Raw genomic sequence first — 1,642 nt, 5'->3', positions numbered from 1 at the left:
GAAGCGGCGCGCCTCGGCAAAGGCATCGAGCTCGGCGTAGGCGCGCGCCTCCTCGGCCTTGTAGGTCTTGCGCAGGTGCTCGCTTTCGGCGCGGAAATCCTCGCCCCCGAGGCGCTTGGGAATTTCGGCCTGCAGGGTCTTGACCAGTTGCTGCATCAGGCTGCGCAGCTGCCGCCCCTGCCCGGCCGGCATGCGCAGGGCGCGTGGACGCTCCGGCGCGTCGAAGTTGTGCAGATAGCACAGATCCGGCGGCACCGGCCGCGTGGCCGCCACCTCGTGCATCATCTGGCACAGTAGCGTGGTGCGGCCGCTGCCCACCTCGCCCAGCACGAACAGGTTGTAGTCGGGCAGGTCCATGGACAGGCCGAAGCGGGCCGCGCGCTCGGCGCGCTCCTGCCCGATCCAGGGCAGCGGATGGTGCAGCAGCTCCGAGGTATCGGCAAACCCCAGACCCTCGGCATCGACGCGCAGGCGCAGTTCAGCAGGTGATAGGCGGGATGCGGACATGGCGCCTATTGTGGGCCAGACCGTCGCGCGGCGGACCGGGAAGAATCGAACGATCGTTCTATTTTCTGCCGCTTCGGGACTACAATTCCGTCGCGCAGCCGACAGGCCCGCAGCCCGCATGACCCTACCATCACCGGCTGCGCACGTCCCGTTTCCACCGCCACCGAGACCTGACATGACGAACGAAGAGATTCTTGCCCAGTACGGCCCCCGCGAAGCCATGGAATACGACGTGGTCGTCGTCGGCGCCGGCCCGGCCGGCCTGGCCACCGCCATCCGCCTCAAACAGCTCGCCGCCGACAAAGGTCAGGACATCTCGGTCGTGGTGCTGGAAAAAGGCTCGGAGCCGGGCGCGCACATCCTCTCGGGCGCGGTGATGGATCCACGCGCGCTCAACGAGCTGTTCCCGAACTGGAAGGAGCTGGGCGCGCCGCTGAACCAGCCGGTCACCGGCGATGAAGTGCTGTTTCTCACCGAAACCGGCGCGCGGCGCACGCCGGGCTGGCTGGTGCCCGACTGCTTCCACAACGAAGGCAACTACGTGATCAGCCTGGGCACGCTGACACGCTGGCTGGCCCAGCAGGCCGAAAGGCTGGGCGTCGAAATCTTCCCCGGCTTTGCCGCCGCCGAGGTGCTCTACACCGAAAGCGGGGCGATCAAGGGCGTGGCCACCGGCAACATGGGGCTGGGCAAGGATGGCCAGCCCACCGAAAACTTCCAGCTCGGCATGGAACTGCATGCCAAGTACACCGTGTTCGCCGAAGGCGCGCGCGGCCACCTGGGCAAACAGATCATCGCCAAGTACGGGCTCGATGAGGGCAAGGACCCGCAGAGCTATGCCATCGGGATCAAGGAGCTGTGGGAAATCCCGGCCGACAAGGCCAGGCCCGGCCTGGTGGTGCACACCGCCGGCTGGCCGATGGACAACAGCACCTATGGCGGCGGTTTCCTCTACCACCTGGAGGGCAACAAGGTCACGCTCGGCTTCGTCACCGGGCTGGACTACCAGAACCCCTTCTTGAGCCCCTTCGAGGAAATGCAGCGCTGGAAAACCCATCCAGCCATCCGTCAGCACATCGAAGGCGGCAAGCGCATCGGCTACGGCGCGCGCGCCATCACCGCCGGCGGACTGCTC

At 66.9% G+C, this 1,642-nt stretch carries 2 protein-coding genes; one reads left to right on the top strand and one right to left on the bottom strand.

Annotated features, from left to right (window positions below; translation table 11 throughout):
* On the bottom strand, positions 1-507 hold a 507-nt coding region (locus ACK4FK_RS18740; protein ID WP_409747217.1), incomplete at its 3' end, for a Lon-like protease helical domain-containing protein.
* A gap of 175 nt (positions 508-682) precedes the next feature.
* Here ACK4FK_RS18740 and ACK4FK_RS18735 point away from each other — a divergent pair.
* Positions 683-1,642, top strand: a 960-nt coding sequence (locus tag ACK4FK_RS18735; RefSeq protein WP_409747214.1) for an FAD-binding protein, incomplete at its 3' end; no start/stop codon positions are given.

This window comes from Ferrovibrio sp., from assembly GCF_046297895.1.
Taxonomy (GTDB): domain Bacteria; phylum Pseudomonadota; class Alphaproteobacteria; order Ferrovibrionales; family Ferrovibrionaceae; genus Ferrovibrio.
This window is presented reverse-complemented; position numbering and strand designations above follow the sequence as displayed.